At 41.8% G+C, this 17,935-nt stretch carries 14 protein-coding genes; 12 read left to right on the top strand and 2 right to left on the bottom strand.

All coding sequences use genetic code 11. The features are described 5' to 3' along the window. The first annotated feature begins 23 nt into the window (after window positions 1-23). Window positions 24-530: a YcgN family cysteine cluster protein gene (locus C2M32_RS17105; RefSeq protein WP_105169535.1), complete on the top strand. Its 507-nt coding sequence runs from the start codon at window positions 24-26 to the stop codon at window positions 528-530. A 14-nt stretch (window positions 531-544) separates the two neighbouring features. Here the strand turns inward: C2M32_RS17105 and C2M32_RS17100 are convergent, their stop codons facing one another. Then, a complete protein-coding gene (locus C2M32_RS17100) occupies window positions 545-1,489 on the bottom strand; it encodes a carbohydrate kinase family protein (RefSeq protein ID WP_105169534.1) in 945 nt (314 codons plus the stop codon). Between the two features lie 406 nt (window positions 1,490-1,895). Here C2M32_RS17100 and C2M32_RS17095 point away from each other — a divergent pair, with 406 nt between their 5' ends. The 11 genes from C2M32_RS17095 (at window position 1,896) to asd (ending at window position 17,271) form a co-directional block, all read left to right on the top strand. Beyond that, window positions 1,896-3,164: a sugar MFS transporter gene (locus C2M32_RS17095; protein WP_105169533.1), complete on the top strand. Its 1,269-nt coding sequence runs from the start codon at window positions 1,896-1,898 to the stop codon at window positions 3,162-3,164. Window positions 3,165-3,727: 563 nt separating this feature from the next. Further along, on the top strand, window positions 3,728-5,617 hold the full coding sequence (locus C2M32_RS17090; protein WP_105169532.1) for a methyl-accepting chemotaxis protein: 1,890 nt from the start codon (window positions 3,728-3,730) through the stop codon (window positions 5,615-5,617). 235 nt (window positions 5,618-5,852) lie between these two features. After that, window positions 5,853-6,605 (top strand): DUF3450 domain-containing protein, encoded by a 753-nt coding sequence (locus tag C2M32_RS17085; RefSeq protein ID WP_105169531.1) that lies wholly within the window; start codon window positions 5,853-5,855, stop codon window positions 6,603-6,605. Window positions 6,606-6,615: 10 nt separating this feature from the next. Continuing rightward, window positions 6,616-7,983 carry a MotA/TolQ/ExbB proton channel family protein gene (locus tag C2M32_RS17080; RefSeq protein ID WP_105169530.1) on the top strand — a complete coding sequence of 456 codons (1,368 nt, stop codon included), beginning with the start codon at window positions 6,616-6,618 and terminating at the stop codon, window positions 7,981-7,983. A 2-nt stretch (window positions 7,984-7,985) separates the two neighbouring features. After that, complete coding sequence (locus C2M32_RS17075; RefSeq protein WP_105169529.1) at window positions 7,986-8,513, top strand: MotA/TolQ/ExbB proton channel family protein; 528 nt, start codon at window positions 7,986-7,988, stop codon at window positions 8,511-8,513. 24 nt (window positions 8,514-8,537) lie between these two features. Continuing rightward, on the top strand, window positions 8,538-8,948 hold the full coding sequence (locus C2M32_RS17070; protein ID WP_070982912.1) for an ExbD/TolR family protein: 411 nt from the start codon (window positions 8,538-8,540) through the stop codon (window positions 8,946-8,948). 8 nt (window positions 8,949-8,956) lie between these two features. Further along, window positions 8,957-9,562 carry an energy transducer TonB gene (locus tag C2M32_RS17065; protein ID WP_105169528.1) on the top strand — a complete coding sequence of 202 codons (606 nt, stop codon included), beginning with the start codon at window positions 8,957-8,959 and terminating at the stop codon, window positions 9,560-9,562. 21 nt (window positions 9,563-9,583) lie between these two features. Next, on the top strand, window positions 9,584-10,888 hold the full coding sequence (locus C2M32_RS17060; RefSeq protein ID WP_105169527.1) for a tetratricopeptide repeat protein: 1,305 nt from the start codon (window positions 9,584-9,586) through the stop codon (window positions 10,886-10,888). A 166-nt stretch (window positions 10,889-11,054) separates the two neighbouring features. Beyond that, complete coding sequence (locus C2M32_RS17055) at window positions 11,055-12,716, top strand: hypothetical protein (protein ID WP_105169526.1); 1,662 nt, start codon at window positions 11,055-11,057, stop codon at window positions 12,714-12,716. 78 nt (window positions 12,717-12,794) lie between these two features. Beyond that, a complete protein-coding gene (locus C2M32_RS17050) occupies window positions 12,795-15,479 on the top strand; it encodes a TonB-dependent receptor domain-containing protein (protein ID WP_105169525.1) in 2,685 nt (894 codons plus the stop codon). Between the two features lie 679 nt (window positions 15,480-16,158). Then, the gene (gene asd / locus C2M32_RS17045; RefSeq protein ID WP_105169524.1) at window positions 16,159-17,271 is read left to right on the top strand and encodes an aspartate-semialdehyde dehydrogenase; all 1,113 of its coding nucleotides are present in this window, start codon (window positions 16,159-16,161) and stop codon (window positions 17,269-17,271) included. A 127-nt stretch (window positions 17,272-17,398) separates the two neighbouring features. On the opposite strand, the gene C2M32_RS17040 is transcribed toward asd, so the two are convergent. Beyond that, window positions 17,399-17,905, bottom strand: a complete 507-nt coding sequence (locus tag C2M32_RS17040; RefSeq protein WP_105169523.1) for a DUF4240 domain-containing protein — start codon at window positions 17,903-17,905, stop codon at window positions 17,399-17,401. Window positions 17,906-17,935: the final 30 nt, after the last annotated feature.

Genomic DNA, 17,935 nt, shown 5'->3' with positions numbered 1-17,935 from the left:
CTTGTAATGATGAAGTACTTAATATGAACAACCAACCATTTTGGCAAACAAAATCGCTAGCGCAAATGAACCAACAAGAGTGGGAAGCCATTTGTGATGGTTGCGGAAAATGTTGTTTAAATACCTTCATTGATAGTGATCACGAAGATGATGAAGCCTTTGCAAGTACAGATTTTTTACGCGAGGGTGAAAGCTTAATCTATACCAGTCTTGTGTGCCAATACATCGACGACAACACGTGTGGCTGTACGCGTTATAGTGAACGCCAACAACTGGTACCTTCTTGTGTGAAACTAACCAAAGAGAATCTAAAAGATATATTCTTTATGCCTCAAAGTTGTAGTTACCGTCGTCTTCATGAAGGAAGAGGCCTTGCAAGTTGGCATCCATTGCTCAATAACGGCAGCAAAGACAAAATGCATCAATTGGGCATTAGTGTAAAAGGGCGTGTTACCAAAGATAATACCGTCGATATAGAAAGTGAGTTTGAACATTATGTGGCCGATTGGCCTACATTTGACTGTGATTGAGCGTAACATCATATTCAATCGTTGATTTGCCCAGCACATGGCAATGAACTAAACGCTCCCTTTATTGTTGTGGCGTACGCGCCACACCTGCTTGCATAGCTGATAGCCGCGGTTAAGGTTTGCTCACAACCGATTGCTTGTAAAGGATTGGACTGGTTTGCAAGCTGGCTTAAAAAACCACCGATAAACGCGTCACCAGCGGCTGTTGTGTCAATAGCGGTTACCTGTGGTGGTGTCACTAGGCCTTGATTTTTGTTGGTAAAAAATCTAATCGGCTTTGCACCATCGGTAACAATAAGACATTGGGTATTAGCTGTAAGTATCGCCGCAATGGTTTTATCAAGCCCATGTTCTAGATGCCTGCTTTGGTGTAAAAAGTCCAACTCTTCTTGTGATAGCTTTACAATGTCTGATAACGCAATGACGTGCCACACGCGTTCAATCAGATGTCTTTGCGATGGCCATAAGTCGAGCCTAAGATTCATATCAAAACTACATACAATGCCATTCTTCTTTGCTTGGTTAAGTGCATAAATGGTAGTTTTGTAGATACTTGCTTCTGCCAGGCTGTTGCTGCAAACATGTATAATTTTGTGGCTTACAAAAATCTCAGGGTCAAAGTCGTCAATTCTAAATAGTAAGTCAGCGGCAGGTGGACGATAAAAACTAAAGCTTCTTTCGCCTTTGTCATCTAACGATATAAAAGCCAATGCGGTTTTAGCTTTATCGGTACGGCGACAATATTGAGTGTTGACTCCGTGAGCGCTAAGTTCAGTGAGTAAGAAATCTGCAAACATATCCATGCCAAACATACCACAGAAGCTAGACTTTACGCCTTGCTTTGCGATAGCAACCGCGACATTTGCAGGTGCGCCGCCAGCGTATTTTGTGAATGACTCGGGGTTTTTACCATTTGACAAAAAGTCGACTAAAGCTTCGCCAAAACAGATAACACTCATATTCTATTGCTCTTATAGTTGATAGGCAGGTAACACATCAGTAATGCGCACCAAGGTATGATGATTAGGGTGTCTAGTCAGTTTATTATCACTATGATGACCATTTACATAGCGTTTAATGTGCACTATCGGCTCTAAAGTAGGCGTTGCCCATCATACGCTGCAAAATTCATTGTTTTGATTTTATCATACCTTGTCCAATATTGGTGCGTTTGACGAATTAAGGCTTTAATCTTCGTTGCTGAATTAGGTTATTTGAGAACGTCAAAAATATCTTGTCATCACACTTTCTAAAGAGCGATTATCATGAGTACTATTTTTAAATTGGAACGTTCCATGAAAACATTTGTGATTTTGTTGTTACAGTGTGTAAAATCGAGCTATCCCTACTATTGGAGTTTTTCTTGTGAGTGACATAAACACAAATCAAAGCTTTGTTGCACAAGGTAATGACGAAAACAAAAACTATTTGTTACCGTTAAGTGCAATGACTACATTGTTTTTTCTATGGGGCTTTATAACAGTACTCAACGACGTATTGATCCCCAGACTAAAAGGCGTATTTGATCTTAACTACACCGAAGCCATGATGATTCAGTTCTGCTTTTTTAGCGCTTATTTTATCGTGTCTTTACCTGCCGGTGTTTTGGTTAAAAAACTCGGTTATAAAAACGGTGTTTTAACTGGTTTAGTTGTAGCTTCAATAGGATGTATGTTGTTCTATCCAGCGGTTGTCGTGCACGAATACTGGTTGTTTTTAGGTGCGCTATTTGTACTGGCTTCAGGTATAACCGTACTGCAAGTATCAGCCAACCCATACGTGGCTGCGTTGGGACCCGTCAAAACAGCGTCAAGCCGTTTAAATTTAGCACAGGCATTGAATTCCTTAGGTACAACAGTTGGTCCATATGTGGGTGGTCTGTTATTTTTTGGTACAGCTGGTGCTATGGCCGCAGAAGCTGGGGCAGAGTCAGTGAAAGTCCCTTACTTGATGCTGGCTGGTGCTTTATTAACAATTGCAATTGTCTTTGCCTTTCTAAAACTACCGACGATTGAAGCGCACACACAAGAGCAAACTTGTAAAGCCAAAGCACATAGTTTGTTTGATGCGCCTCACTTAGTTATGGGTGTTGGCGCTATCTTTTGTTACGTAGGTGCAGAAGTGGCAATTGGTAGCTTTTTGGTTAACTATTTCGCACAACCACATATTGCTGGGCTTGAAGAACATGCGGCAGCCAAGCTAATCAGCTATTACTGGGGTGGTGCTATGGTGGGTAGATTTATCGGCTCAGCAGTATTACAAAAAGTAGCACCGTCGAAAGCGTTAATGTTCAACGCTGTATGTATCGTCGCGTTACTCAGCGCTACGATGTTGACCGAAGGGCACCTAGCTATGTGGGCTGTGCTTGCTATCGGCTTATTCAACTCGATTATGTTCCCTACCATTTTCTCTGTAGCAATTGAAGGTTTAGGTTCGTTGACCAGCAAAGGTTCTGGTTGGCTATGTTTAGCCATTGTAGGTGGCGCAATTGTCCCACTTGTTCAGGGCATGTTTGCAGACACAATAAATATTCAAATGAGCTTTATCGTACCTTTAGTATGTTATCTCTATATTGCTTGGTACGGCATGAATGTTGTTAAGTGGGCACAGCAGTGGCGCAGTAAAGTTAATTAATTACACAGTACCTCCCTTAAAGTAAGGCAAGCATTCGCTTGCCTTTTTTATGTCAAAAAACATATCTAATGATGCACTTTGAATACGTATTCATAACGATGAAATGACAATGTAATTTGGAACGGTCCAAAGTAATTTAAGAAGAGCGACATGCGACTGTTGTTTGAATTGTACAAATAGGCCTAGTTAATACATGCTTGAGTAGTGTGCTTGTCGATATTCAGAAAAGCGTTCCGTGTACAACATCAAAAGAGGTGGAGTGGCATATAAAATTAAAAATTATGTCTCAGAAAATCTAACCTCAAAGCTTACATTTTCTTTTATGTCTATACTTTTACGGTTTCATCCTAAAACGCGGAACAAATTGTGTTATTTTTCGTCAGTTGTACACAGTTTAGCTAAATTTACTAAATAATCTCAGATACTGACCGATACGATAAGACAAACCAGTTTAATTTTGTTAAATATGAACACAAGCTGATTTGATCAGAAGTGATTCCCAAACGTTGTTCATAATTCATAACAACGGGTTTAGGCGTACAATTTATAATAATAGGCTCAGAATGTTTAAATCGTTAAAGTTTACCACCAAAGTTACGATAGCGGCTTCGCTGGTTTTGGTGTTGGTATTAGGGCTGTTTACCGTCAACAATTTTATTGTGATGCGTAATCAAACTCAGCAACAACTCGCACTGGTATTACAAGAAATTTCTCAATCAGTATCTCAGAATATCGCGAATTGGCTAAATGATAGGTTGGACATCGTCGGGTCGGTGGCCAGCGGTCATCGCTCGTCAGATTCTAGAGACCAGATTTTAAGACGTTTGGCCACCGCTGATGCAGCGGGTGATTTTAAAAACGTTTACATTGGTATGAGAGAAGGCGAGTTTATTCTTGATGATCCAAGTATCGTATTGCCCCCTGATTACGATGCAACCACACGCCCTTGGTACCAGCTTGCGAAGGAGAAAAATGGTACTGCGTTTACAAACCCTTATATCGACGTTACCACCAATGAACTGACTATCTCTGCGGTTGTTCCAATCAGTAGTGGTAGTGAGCTGCTCGGTGTTGCTGGTGGTGACATCGATATGGCGACTATCACAGATATCATCAACGAAATTGACTTTTTGGGCTTTGGCTACGGCTTCTTATTGGATTCTGAAGGGCGTATTTTATCGCACCCTAAAACCCAGCTTAATGATAAGCCAATGTCTGATTTATTTGGTAAGTCTCTACCTCTACAAGAAAATTTTGTAGAAGAAGAAATAGACGGTACAGAGCGATTGATCTCCTTTGTGAAAATGAAAGGGATCAAAAACGTTGATTGGTATTTAGGTGTGGTGATCAACAAAGAAATCGCTTATTCCTCGGTGTCGTCGTTTAGAAATATGGCTGCGATTTACATGTTGCTAGGCGTTGCCGTGATTGTTGTGATGCTACAACTGCTATTAAAGTATTTGATGAAGCCTGTTGCACAACTCAACGATGCCATCAAGGATATTGCACAGGGAGAAGGCGATCTAACGCGTAGATTGCACGTGGAAAATGATGACGAATTTGGTGAGTTGTCAAACTACTTCAACCTCTTTATTGAGAAAATTCATGATTCTATCGCACAGGTTAAGGACACAACCATCTCCCTAGAACATTCGGTCGAGAGCCTAATCGCTCAAACCCAATCAACCTTGAGCATGTATAGCGATCAAACCAAACGTACTGACAATGTGGCGACGGCCATTAATGAATTGTCCTCCAGTGCGGTTGAGATCTCTAACAATGCAAGTCACGCTTCCGAATTGGCGACTGAGGCTAATAAACTCAGTGTAGATAGCCAAACAGCGTTGAATGCTAATATTTCTGAGATAGCTTCGTTGAGTGACAAAATGGCACAAGCTCAATCTACCGTTGATAGCTTAGATAAGCATTCAGCGAGTATCGGGCAGGTGCTAGAGGTGATTAAAGGGGTGAGTGAACAAACTAACTTATTGGCACTTAATGCTGCGATAGAGGCCGCTCGTGCTGGTGAAGCGGGTAGAGGGTTTGCCGTTGTTGCTGATGAAGTAAGACAGCTTGCGCAGCGTACTCAGGAGTCTACACAAGAAATTGAAAACACGATTATCGAGTTACAACAGGGTTCCGCTTCTGCGGTTGCGGTAATGAAATCATCGTTGGAAGATTCCGCAAAAAGCGCTACGCAAGCGACTCAAGCTGGTGAGAAGATGCATGAAGTAAGTAATGCGATTGATTCAATAGATGGTGTAAACCATGCGGTTGCCAGTGCCACACAGGAGCAAAATACCGTAATCCAATCATTAGACAGTGATATTCACCATATCAGTGATTTGTCTGTCCAAGGTTCACAAAACCTTCAGGCAACGCTTGGAGAATGTAGGCAGTTGCAAGCGCAATTTGATGAGCTTGAAAAGATGGTAATGAAGTTTAAAGTGTAACTTTTAAGAACATTACTGCGTTATTATCAATTAGGCCAGTATCAACAAGATGCTGGCTTTTTTGTATTAGAACCTTTCATATTATTGCGAGTAAGATAATAAATTTTTTTCACTAAATCACACGTACTAATTATTACAGTTGTCATTTTTCTGTATTTTTTGCGCAACACGTTTGTAATTAAACCCCCTTAAACTGCACCCAATTTAATTACTAGCAAAACTTAAGGTGTATGCGATGAAGTGCGTTAACCCCCTGTTACTAGCAGGTTTTCTTGCAACAGCGACCAGCGTTCAAGCCAATGACTTAAACAAGGTCATCGACAAAAGTAGTGCAATTAATGAATCTGCACAGATAACTCAAACAAAGATCGACTCAATCGCTGACTCAATGCAGTCACGTTTGCAAAAGTTCAAAACACTCAATAAAGAGATCGATGGTCTGGCGGTATATAACGCCCAACTAGACAAGCAAATACAGAATCAGCTTGATGAAATGAACGCAATTAATGCTTCTATGGATCAGGTGTCAGTTATTGAACGTCAAATAACGCCGTTGATGTTACGTATGATCACGGGTTTAGAGCAGTTTGTCGCACTTGATATTCCATTTTTATCTAAAGAGCGTCAAGCACGCATCGCGTCACTCAAAGATATGATGGAACGTGCGGACGTTACATCGAGCGAAAAGTTTCGTCGTGTACTTGAAGCATACCAAGTTGAAGTCGATTACGGTCGTACCATCGAAGCTTACACCGCCTTGCTAGACGTAGACGGTAAGGAACGAGAGGTAGACTTTCTTCGCATTGGCCGTCTGGAGTTGCTGTACGTCACCAAAGATGGGTCGTTAGCCGGCAGCTGGAACCAAGATAGCAAACAATTTGTTGCGCTAGATGACACCAGTATCAGCCAAATCAACAAAGGCTTGCGTATCGCTCGCAAGCAGCTAGCCCCAGATATGTTAACGCTTCCAGTTCACGCTTCAGAGTAAGAGGTTCAAGATGAAATTTATCAAACAATTCAGTCAAAAGGCCATCTTGGCTGCAACATTCGCCTTGTCTACATCAGTCATGGCAGAACAGGCATTGGATTTAGATTCACTGTTAAAAACTCTGGAACAAGGGCAAGCTGCTCAAAGCCAGCAGAATCGTGCGCGAGAGGCTGAGTTTACAGCTAAACAAGATCAGCAAATTGCTATGTTGAATGCTCTGACGCAAAAGCGTAACGGTGAGCTTGCACGCTCTGAGCGCTTAGAAACGCAATTCGAAGAAAATGAAATCAAATTACAAAATCTGACCGACACTTTGTCTAAGCGCATGGGGTCGTTAAAAGAACTATTTGGCGTACTTCAGCAGGTAGCAGGTGACTCAAGCACTAAATTTCAAACGTCAGTTGTATCGGCTCAAATTCCAGGTCGCAGTGACTTTATGGACGAAATGGCCAAAAAGATGGGATCGACGTCTCGTCTAGCTTCAATCGAAGATATCGAAAAAGTGTGGTACGAGCTACAACGTGAAATGACAGAGCAGGGTAAAGTTGCGCGCTTCACTACAGAGGTCATCGTTGCTGGTGGTGAGAAAGCGAGCAAGGAAGTGGTAAGGGTCGGTGCATTTAACTTAATCTCTGATGGTAAGTACTTATCTTATAACCCTGTGACCAACACCTTGTCTGAACTGACTCGTCAGCCTGTGTCTCGGTTCACAGAAACAGCAGCAAAGCTACAAAGTGCCAACAATGGTGTGGTTGACTTTGCACTTGACCCAACGGGCGGTTCAATCTTAGGTCTGCTTGTTCAAGCGCCGAATACGGAAGAGCAAGTTCACCAAGGTGGTGCTGTTGGTTATGTGATTTTGGGTGTCGGTGTATTAGCGCTACTAATTGCACTAGAGCGCTTTATTTCGTTGTTCATTATGGGTGCTAAAATCAACCGCCAGCTCAAAGACACAACAGCTCGTGACGATAACCCTTTGGGCCGTGTTATGAAGGTCAAAGATCAATACCCAGACGTAGCGTATGACACGTTAGAGTTAAAACTAAGCGAAGCAATTTTGCGTGAGATGCCAAAAATCACTCGCAACCTGACTTTGATAAAAATCATTTCGGTAGTGGCGCCACTGCTTGGTCTACTCGGTACGGTAACAGGGATGATCAATACCTTCCAAGCAATCACGTTATTTGGAACGGGTGATCCGAAGTTGATGGCTGGTGGCATATCTCAAGCGCTGGTAACCACCGTGTTGGGTCTCGTTGTCGCAATCCCAACAGTTTTCTTATACACAATTCTAAACACACGCTCTCGTAATTTACTGTTAATTCTACAAGAGCAAAGTGCTGGCATTATCGCTGAGCGAAGCGAAAAAGGAGCGTAATCGTGGTTCTATTGATTGAAGCAATCAATGCGCTACGAGAATTTTTAGATACGGGTGGCCAGGTTTTACTGGTCATCGGCCTAATCATCTTTGCGATGTGGTTGCTTATTCTAGAAAGATTTATGTTCTTTTTTGGACGCTACAAAACCTACAAAAAGGAATTGTTGTCGGACTGGAAAGCGAGAGCTGAGAGAAATAGTTGGCATGCTGAGCAAATTCGTCAAGCACAGATCTCCAGAGCAGGGATCCGCTTAAATGCGAATTTGCCATACATAAACGTGATGGTTGCGCTGTGTCCTTTACTGGGCCTGCTTGGAACCGTGACAGGCATGATTGAAGTGTTTGATGTTATGGCTATTACAGGAACTGGTAGCGCTCGTTCGATGGCCTCTGGGGTGTCGAAGGCAACCATCCCAACGATGGCGGGCATGGTTGGCGCACTATCTGGTGTATTCGCATCGACATACTTGCAGCGTAAAGCCAAGCGTGAAGTTGAATTGTTAGAAGACAAAATGTTACTCGACCATTAAGTCGAATGTGCAGAGGAAAGAATTATGAGAGCTCCATTAGCTAAAGTATTTCAAGAAGAAGAAGCAGAAGAGATCAACATGACTCCCATGCTGGACGTGGTATTTATCATGCTTATTTTCTTTATTGTTACCGCATCTTTCGTAAAAGAAGCTGGAATTGATGTAAACCGCCCAGAAGCGGCGACCGCTGTAAAAAAACAGCGCGCAAATATCTTGGTAGCAATTTCAGACAAAGGTGAAATTTGGATTAACAAGCGTCAAGTTGATGTACGCGCGGTACAAGCAAACATCGAGCGATTAAAAGCTGAAAACCCTCAAGGAAGCGTGGTTATTCAAGCTGACAAGAAAGCAACCACGGAAATGCTTATCAAAGTGATGGATGCGTCAAGAGCAGCAGGGGCGTTTGACGTTTCAATCGCCGCACAGGAATCATAGGTAGCAATATGCGTTATTTGATAGCACTGATAATTGCAGGTGTTGTTACATTCTTTCTGTTCTTGGGTATGCAGGCGCTTATTCAAGGCGGAGAAGGAGCGATGACTGAGCCTGTTAAAGGTAACGTGCTGGATTTTGTCCGTTTGAAAAAAGAAGAAGCGGTACAAAAGAAAGAGCGTAAACCACAAAAACCACCGACTCCGAAAGAGCCACCGCCACCGATGGACTCACCACAAATGCAAAGTAATGACTTAGATGCAGCGGGTGGGGACTTTGACTTTAGTGCAAATGTTGAGGCGGACGTGGACCTTGCAGGTGGTTTGGCACTTGAGTCCAGTGATGGCGAATACTTACCGATCGTTAAGGTTGCGCCTGTATATCCGCGCCGCGCGTTATCGCGTGGAATTGAAGGGTATGTCATCGTCGAGTTTATAGTGACTAAACAAGGCACAGTGAGGGACCCTAAAGTCGTGACCGCTGAACCTGAAGCTATTTTCGACCGAGCTGCACTCGACGCCGCGCTTAAGTTCAAATACAAACCACGAGTAGTGAACGGCGAAGCGGTTGAAGTCGCTGGCGTTCAGAACAAGATCTCCTTCCAAATAAATGGTTGATGGAATCAAAGAGGTGCGATTATGAATAATATTAAACAAATTACGATACACAGTGCGCTGTTCGTTGCTGCGATGGTAGCGCCACCTATAGCCTCACTCACGCCGTATATCAATGTGAGTACAGCATACGCTGAAACTAAAACAAAACGTGTACCAGCGCTTAGAGAGAAGGTTTATAGCCAGTTAGCAAGAGCGCAAAAGTTGGCTGATGACGGAGATGTTAAAGCGGGTCTAGAGGCGTTGGATAGCATTAAAGACCGCTCATCAAGCATGAACTCTTATGAAATTGCGATGATGTATAATTTCTATGGCTTTATATATTACAACGAAAATCAGCTTGATAAAGCGATCGCTGCATTTGAAAAGGTTGTAGCTGAGGAAGAAATTCCTGAGTCATTAAGATTATCAACAACCTTTAGTTTGGCACAACTAGCAATGGCTAACTCTGAATATGAAAAAGTTATTAAATATTTAGAGCAATGGGATTCGATAAACACCAAAACCATATCGGATAGTTATTATGTGCTAAGAGCTCAAGCGAATTATCAGTTAAAAGATTATAAAGAGGCGTTAAAATATATAAATACTGCTGTTAATTTATCTGAGTCCGAAGGTAAAGAGCCAAAAGAAAATTGGTTGGTATTGCAAAGGGCATTATATTACTCACTTAATAAACCAAAAGAAGTCACTAGAACATTAGAAAAAATGGTTAAGCTGTTTAATAAGCCTGATTATTGGGTTCAGCTTGCGGGAATGTATGGTGAAATAGGTGAAGAGAAAAAACAATTGGCTATTTTTGAGGCGGCTGATCAGCAGGGATTTGTAAAATCTCGCTCACAAATTATGCAGTTGGCCCAAGTTTATATGTACAACGGCTTGTCTTATAAAGCAGCGAAGGTGATGGAGCGAGGGTTACGCACTGGAGTTGTCGAAGATAATGCTAAAAATCAGGTGTTTATCGCGGAATCTTTAGTTCAAGCCAAAGAAAGCAAAAAGGCTATTGGCTACTTTGAAAAGGCCAGTAAGCAAGTAGAACACGGCAACTATGAGCAACGTCTTGCTGAAGTTTATATCAATCTTGAGATGTATGATGAAGCGGCAGATGCAGCACGTATAGCATTAGATAAGGGCGGCTTAACTTTCGAATCAAACGCTTATGTTGCACTGGGGATGGCACAGTATAATCTACAGAACTTCGATGCTTCTATACTGGCTTTTGAGCAGGCTGAAAAGCATAAAAAGTCTGAAAATATTGCCAAGCAATGGATTAAGTATGTAAAAAGAGAAAAGCTTCACTCTGAGACGCTAAAACAGGCGTTGTTATAATTTTATAATCGCAACACCAAAGCCGCCTTCGGGCGGTTTTTTTATTTCAATTTATTAAATTGTCATGTTTGTTTCTATAAAGTGTAACCCATCTGTAATACTAGTTAGTTACTTTATGTCCAAGCTTTTTATGCACTTATAATTATTATATTTTTTGGAGATAAAAATGAAAATTTCTGGGTTATTCAAGGTAAGCCTTGTTGCTTCTGCATTAGTATTAGCTGGTTGTGGTGGAGATATTAAAGTAACGCCTACCGTTAATGATAACAGCGTAAATAATTCAAATAATACAACGAACAATTCAGGCAACCCAACTGACCCAACGCCAGACCCAGGCGGCAAAGTAAATCCATGTACTAAACGCACAGTTGCAGGTAACGAAGTACAAGGTGAATTCGTTGCACCACACTGCGTATACAGCACAAACTTTGCAGGTAAGACGTTAGAAATTGAAGAAGATATCACCTTTGCTGCTCTAGAAAACGGTGGAGCACACGTATTTGACGGTGCAATCCAAATGGGTAAAGACTGTAACACTACCCAAAACTGTACAATCGACACGAACGGCCCAACACTCAACATTGAAGCGGGTACAACACTTGCGTTTAGATCTGGCGAAGCGATTATTCGTATTGGTCGTGGTGCAAAAATTAATGCCGTTGGTACCGCTGAAAAGCCTATCACATTCACATCAGCGAACGTTTATTCAGAGTTTGACATTGCGCAGACAGGCCCACAGTTCGCTGACTGGGGTGGCATCATCATCAACGGATTTGGTTTAACAAACCAATGTACCAATGCTGAGCGCGCAGCCAATACCTGTAACGCTACCTCGGAAGGTATCACAAGTCACTTTGGTGGTAAAAATAACGCGGACAGTAGCGGTACTATCAAGTTCGCTAACATCTGGTACGCAGGTTCAGGTCCTCGTGAAGGCGGTGATGGTGATGACTTAAACTCACTCACACTTAATGCAGTAGGCTCGGGCTCTAAATTTGATTATCTGCACATTCACCAAGGTTTTGATGACGGTATCGAATTCTTCGGTGGCGCTGCTAACATCAAGCATATTGTTGTAACTGATACGCAAGACGACGCTATTGATATTGATGCAGGTTGGCAAGGTAATGCACAATTTATCTATGTACAGCACGGTACAGTAACAACTAAGAAAGATGTGACTTACACAGACGAAGGCGAGCAGAAAACAATTCCTGCTGGTTCTGTAGGTTATATGGGTAACAACGGTTTTGAGACTGATGGTCAAAAAGGTAAAGGCGACGATTACTCGGAAGTACCGGCATCAAACCCAACTATCGCAAACGTTACAGTAGTTACTACTGATGGTAAGTCAATTCGTGATAATAGTGCTTCTCAGGCTGCAAAATTCGATGATGCAATCGAAGGTATGTACTACAACGCACTATTCGTAAAAGCCGAAGGCGCAAATGGCACTGACTGTTTAGAGTTCAAAAAAGAAAGTGCAGAAGAAAAAGCGGTCGCAGGCAAGCTTATGTTCAACAACTCTGTAATGGCATGTGTTAATCACTTTAAAGGGGGAGAGACCTTTGCAAGCGGTGGTTCTAAGGCTGAATGGTTCACAAACAATGCTTCTAGCCAAATCTTGGATAGCGCAGAAGGTGTACTTGCTGCAAATGGTTTTGCAACTAACACAGCATCAACCGAAGTGACAATCCAAGCCAATAACCTTAGTGGCTTAGATTTGAGCTTCTTTGACCAAGTTGACTACATTGGTGCAGTTTCTGATAAAGAATCAAGCAGCACTTGGTACAAATGGGTAGAAAAATCATTAGCAGCTATTAAGTAATCTTTCGTGGCTTAAATTGTTTATCACGAAGTAGGCGCAGCTATTGCGCCTTTTTTACGATTTTTGGCAGGATTGCAAATGAATACTCAAATGAAATTAAAAAAAATTGCTTTGGCAGTAAGTTCGGCGATGGTTGTTGGGGTATCAATGCCAAACATCGCAGCAGAAGAACAGGCTATAGAAGAAGTGGTTGCTGTTGGTACGCGCTTACAAGGTAGTGCTGCAGCGGTTATTGAAGAACGTAAGAATCAAGCATTTGTTGCGGATATTATGGGCGCGGAACAACTATCTCGCACAGGTGATAGCGACGCGGCTTCAGCACTGCGCCGTGTTACAGGTTTAACACTTGTTGATGGCAAATTCGTTTATGTGCGCGGCCTAGGTGAGCGTTATTCCAGTGCGCGTCTAAATGGTGCGTCAGTACCTAGCCCTGATTTAACACGTAATGTAGTACCGCTAGATATTTTCCCTTCAAGTATTATCGAAAGCTTAGCCGTACAAAAAGCGTACTCACCGTCAATGCCAGCGGCCTTTGGTGGTGGTAATATCGACATTCGCACAAAGTCAGTACCTAGCGAGTTTACCGCAGGTATTGAAGTGGGCGTGGGTATGAACTCAAATTCAGACGAAGGCTATACGTACAATCGCCCTGATTCGGGTCAACCAGGTTCTCTTCATAGTGCCGTGCTGCGATATAAAGGTGATTTTAGTTTGAGCTCTATCGTAGATAGAGATTCTATCGAAAGTACTGAAACACAAACTAGAGCTGAACAAGCTGCGCAAATAAACAAGTCTCTTATTCTTTCATTACCAAGAGATTTAAAGGTTACCAAAGAGTCGCTTGATCCGAACTATGATATTAAAGCCAACATTGGCAATAGCTTCGATGAAGATTACCTAGGCGGCACAATTGGTTTTATGCTCGCCGGCTCTTACGATAAAGACTGGTCTTACTCGGAGCGAAAAACTGCAGTCACTGATGATGATCCGGCTGATGGATGTACAACATCATTAGTTACAACAGAAGATGCCAAGAACAACTGTTATATCACAGTTAAAGATTCCAAAGTGACCACCGAGAATGAGCGAATTAGCGGTGTGTTTAACCTAGGCTATAAACTTGATCAGCAAAGTGTTAGCTATTCAAAGATTTATCTTCAAGATAACGAAGACGAAGTAAATCTTTCTGTTTTACAAAGCCCTAATGGTAGTACGGTAAGAACGATTGCTGGAACTGGCCAAGCACAGAGAGCACATAGCTTTAATTATGAAGAGCGCACGCTAGATGTTGATCAGTTCATTGGTCAACATACATTCCTAGACTATTGGGGAATTGGCGCTGATTGGCAATACACTGAGTCTAAAGCCGAAACTCGCATACCCACTAATATTGACTATAAGTTTATCGATACGTTTACTAATGGTGTGTATAACACATCTATAGTAACAGGTGATGACAACCGTGCGACTTATTCGTTTACCGATATGGTTGACAACGTTAAGTCTTACGGTGGCAATATGACGTTACCTTTGAGTTTCGGCGGTGTTGAAGTAACGCTAAAAGCAGGTTATGACTTTTTGGACAGAGCGCGTGTTTACAACACCTCAAGCTTTGCGATTAATAACGATACAGGTATACCGATCCCGATCAATAGTGATGTGAGTAATGTGTTAGGTTTGACGACGTATCTAACAGATACATTCGTTAATGATAACGACTTCTTCTTGTCGTTTAACGAACCGACGGCACCAAGTGCTGATGACTATACTGCTGCTCAGAAAATTGACGCGGGATACTTTGAATTTGATATGTTTTTCAATAATGTATGGCGAGTTAGCGGTGGTCTGCGTTATGAAGACTTCAAACAAGTTTCTATCGGTACGTCTAGTTTGATCTTTGATAAAATTACACAGGGAATTTATTACTCTGACGAGAAAATCAAAGAGGGTACTGTTAACCAAGACGACGTATTTAGTTCACTGGCATTGACTTACTTAGCGCAAAATAACTATCAAGTTAGATTTAGTTATGGCGAAACAACTGTTCGACCAGACTTGCGTGAGCTAGTGTCTGTTGCGTATTTTGATCCACTGACTGATATCAAAACATTTGGTACACCAGGCCTTAAAAGCAGTGATTTAAAAAACTATGACGCGCGCTTTGAGTACTATATGGACAACGGTGATAATTTCTCGGTTGGTGCGTTTTACAAAGACATTACAAATCCAATCGAAACCGTACTTCGTGTCGGTGACGAGGATTACAGTGCCTCTTTTGTTAATGGTATTGACGGTGAAGTGTATGGTGTTGAAGCTGAATGGTTGCATGACTTATCGTATGCAGTAAGTGGCATGTTCACGTCAGGTAACATCACATTAAGTGATTCAGAAGTGTCAATTGACCCTGCGTTTGCTGGTAACTTAACTAACCCGACAAAGCGTATGACCGGTCACTCTAAGTATGTTGTTAACTTACAAATGGGCTTTGACTCTGCAGATGGTCAGCACAGTGGTTCATTAGTATACAACGTATTCGGTGAACGTATATTGGCATCGGGCATTGGTGGCCGTGAAGATGCCTTTGAGCAACCATTCCATTCATTGGATTTAGTGTATACTTGGTATCCTGATTTTAACTCTAAAGTTAAGTTTAAAATCAAAAACTTACTGGATGAAGAACAAGAGGTTACTCAGTCAGATATCATTGTTCGTCAAAAAGAAGTTGGCACCACAGTGAGTGTAAACTACAGCTATGAATTCTAATTAACTAAATTTGTCGCTATAAATTTAAAGCCAAGGTCTATCCTTGGCTTTTTTGTGCCTCATAAAAAATAATTAGATTACATTGCCAAAATATGACATGTGACGTAGAATATCGACATAAGGTTAAGTGAACTGGCACTTAACAAAAAAATTTAAGTATAAATGTCAGCAGTTTAATAAATTTGTCATCTTTATACTTTAAAGTGCACCGAATCTTTAAGGTTATAACTAATAATTATAAAACAACCTGGAACCGAGTTCTGAATTGATGTTGTGAACATCAGATTAGGACAACCTTTACATGTTGTATCCAAACCCCGCTTTGCGGGGTTTTTTATTGTCGGATACTTTTTTCGATAATATATTGATAAATATCAGTTCATTATATCTTCATTGAATAACGCTTCGACGCCAGTACCTACACCAAGCAACCAAAACTCAATACCTAAATCGCACCATACGATGCAGCGCAGACACAGCCTATTTTGCTAGCTGAGATTGATGACAATCTGTAGCTGGTGACACAGAGCGCCTAGGTTCACGCCGGACCCGATTGACACGGAAAAAATCGTGGCAAAATATTCGTAAATTATGGCTAGTCGAATGTCGACTTATTTGTTATTTTGGACGTCTAGACTCACGCAATGTCTATTAATTTTTAAAGTAAGGTAAACAAAATATGAAGAAAGTGGGACTCGTTGGTTGGCGTGGCATGGTTGGCTCTGTGTTAATGCACAGAATGTTAGAAGAAAATGATTTTGCAAAGATTGATGCATATTTCTTTACGACATCACAAACAGGGCAGCTCGGCCCTGACTTTGCAGGTGATGCAAAACCGTTGCTCGATGCTAATGACGTAAGCGCCTTGTCAGAAATGGAAATCATCATTTCGTGTCAAGGTGGCGACTACACCAAATCTGTTTATCCAGCATTGCGTGAATCAGGCTGGAACGGTTATTGGATTGATGCTGCCTCAGCACTACGTATGGAGCAAGATAGCATTATTATCTTGGATCCAGTTAACAATGACGTGATCACCCAAGGGCTAGAGCAGGGTGTAAAAACCTTTGTTGGCGGTAACTGTACTGTGTCGCTTATGCTGTTAGCGTTAGGTGGCTTGTTTGAGAAAGATTTGGTGGAGTGGGTCAGCCCGATGACTTACCAAGCTGCCTCCGGCGCTGGTGCACGCAATATGCGCGAATTGATCACTCAAATGGGCGAGATCCATTCTTCAGTAGCCGAACATCTTGCCGATCCAGCTTCAGCGATTCTGGAAATTGACAGAATCGTGGCTGATAAGATTAAGTCAGAAGACTTACCAAAAGATCAATTTGGTGTGCCATTGGCTGGTAGCTTAATTCCATGGATTGATGTGCCGATGGAGTCTGGTCAGTCAAAAGAAGAGTGGAAAGCGCAGGTTGAGGCAAACAAAATTTTGGGCTCTTCTAAATCACCCATACCAATTGATGGCCTATGTGTAAGAATTGGCGCAATGCGTTGTCACTCGCAAGCGATGACTATCAAACTAAAAGCTGACTTACCAGTGGATGAAATTGAACGTATTTTAGCCTCTCATAACGAATGGGTTAAAGTTATTCCAAATGATAGGGAATTAACCGCGCAAGAGTTAACACCCGTAAACGTCACCGGCACGTTATCTATCCCTGTCGGGCGTATTCGTAAGTTAACTATGGGTCCAGAGTATATCAGCGCGTTTACCGTAGGCGACCAATTGCTATGGGGGGCTGCAGAGCCGTTACGTCGTATGTTACGCATAATTCTTAACGACTAACGAGCGAAGGTGTTAATTTTACTCATATAATGCATGGCTTTTTAACAAGTTGATTGGCATCGAAAAGGTGCCAAATATAACGACAATTTGAAACTTAAAAAACAAAACGGCGCAAGATGCGCCGTTGCTATTTCTGCTGCCAGAACTTTTCATACAGTTTTGGAAACTGCTCTTTTAGTAACTTAGGTTTGTTTTTAAACTTTTTTCCCTGAGGCTGAAAATTCACCACGTTGTGATAGGGCAACTCTTCGTTTGTAATGTCTTCATAAAGTAAACCAGCCACGAGATCTAATTCGTCACAATAAGGTGCTGGGAGGCTATCTTTATATGGAATGTCTGGGTAATCAGCTAGCGTTTCTGGGTCATTAACTATGCTATCAAGGTTGTTTTTACCTTGTAATATCAACCAATTACAAAAGTCCAAAAAATCATATTCACTGTTGCAACCACAGATCACATAAGCAAAAGCCCAGTTATCCCAATGCCATAGCTGTCTTAATTGTTGGGTATATAGTTGATCAAATTGCGCGATAGCTTCTTTTTCAAGCGTAGATAGGGCAGTTCGAAGGGCAAGGTTTACATCATTTTCATGCTGTATTGATTCGATAATTTGCCAAAAAGTGTCGTTATTCATAATTTTTTCGGGTGTACTTCGTTAATTGTC

Origin of the sequence: Pseudoalteromonas sp. T1lg23B, from assembly GCF_002964665.1 — a bacterium.
Taxonomy (GTDB): domain Bacteria; phylum Pseudomonadota; class Gammaproteobacteria; order Enterobacterales; family Alteromonadaceae; genus Pseudoalteromonas.
Note: the sequence above shows the minus strand (reverse complement) of the source record. Positions and strands in the feature narration are given on the sequence as shown.